This is a genomic window from Nocardia sp. NPDC004415, assembly GCF_053602435.1.
Map to the genome: position 1 here is coordinate 1 of NZ_JBSGDP010000131.1, position 1,140 is coordinate 1,140.

Annotated in this window: 1 protein-coding gene; it reads right to left on the reverse strand. The window is 51.8% G+C overall.

Translation table 11 applies throughout. The features are described 5' to 3' along the window. Window positions 1-92: 92 nt before the first annotated feature. Window positions 93-992 (reverse strand): UvrD-helicase domain-containing protein, encoded by a 900-nt coding sequence (locus ACWEMY_RS29270; protein ID WP_452392612.1) that lies wholly within the window; start codon window positions 990-992, stop codon window positions 93-95. Window positions 993-1,140 lie beyond the last annotated feature (148 nt).

The following is a 1,140-nucleotide window of genomic DNA, read 5'->3' on the forward strand; positions in this document are numbered from 1 at the left end:
GCTGAACTGACGCGACTTCTTCTGTGCCACAACAACTCCGTTCAATTACCCAAATCATACTTTGGGTCACTGTCCGAAGATCTTCAGGCACCTCATACGCCGATATTCATTGCCCCATACTTGGCAAACTTTGCATTCTTCTGATATTGCAGCCTGACAGGATCAAACATCTCAATATAGCTGTCAATCTGAGACTCCCGAACGCAGAACACGCCATCGTGGTCGGTGACTTGATGATTGCCAGAGACGGTTTTGTATTCACTCAACTCGGGATACAAGGCGTCCGCGAAGTCGCATATTTCCTGGATGCACCGGTAGCTCTTAGCCCGGTTGATGATTTTCAGGCGCGAAAGCTTCTCCTGCTTCTCGAACCAGTTGAACATTCCCAGATCTTTATATTTTGGGTGCTTAGTGGTGAGGCTCGTCTGATAAATGCACTGACGTGGATCGCCAACCATCGTCACTCGGATGGCGGAAGCGAATAAGAGGATCAGGAGCTCCAAGTCGTAGCCAGCAAGGTCTTGCACCTCGTCAATATAGATATGATCGTATAATTCCTCCAGTCTGCTCACTGGCTTACCACCCGAGCGCTCGTTTATTAGGACGGCGAAATCGCCAGCATTGCGTACGCGAAGATTAGAACCCGAGTCAAAATAGTATCCGTTGATGTCGGTTTTTGGTCTCCGGCGCGGATTATTCCAAAGCTCGAAGTTCAGCGACCTGACACGGTTGGTGTCGGTAACGAAATTCTGGTACGGCTTTATGCACTCTCGGAGCAGGAATGTGAACCACGACATCAGCGTCACATTCGGCGGGACCGCACCACCAGTTGCGCCAATGAGGCGAAGGCGAATCTGCTCCAGGTTCTCGATTGTGTAGGTAGTGATCAGGATTTTCGTCGTCGGTGGCGTATCCAGGACCGCTTGAATGATCGACTCGGTCTTCTTGGAGCCCGCAGCCGCGAGAATGGCGACGTTATCGGACGGATTCAAGGATGTACTCCGGCATCTTGACGGTCTCAGGCGTTGAGAATATTGCAAGCGCGCAGTGAGCCTTTTTCATCCTGCTGCCTCGGCCTGACGCTCGCGGTCCTGCAGTACTCCGATCGCCTTGACGAGCCGAGTCGTCTTGTCAGGACAA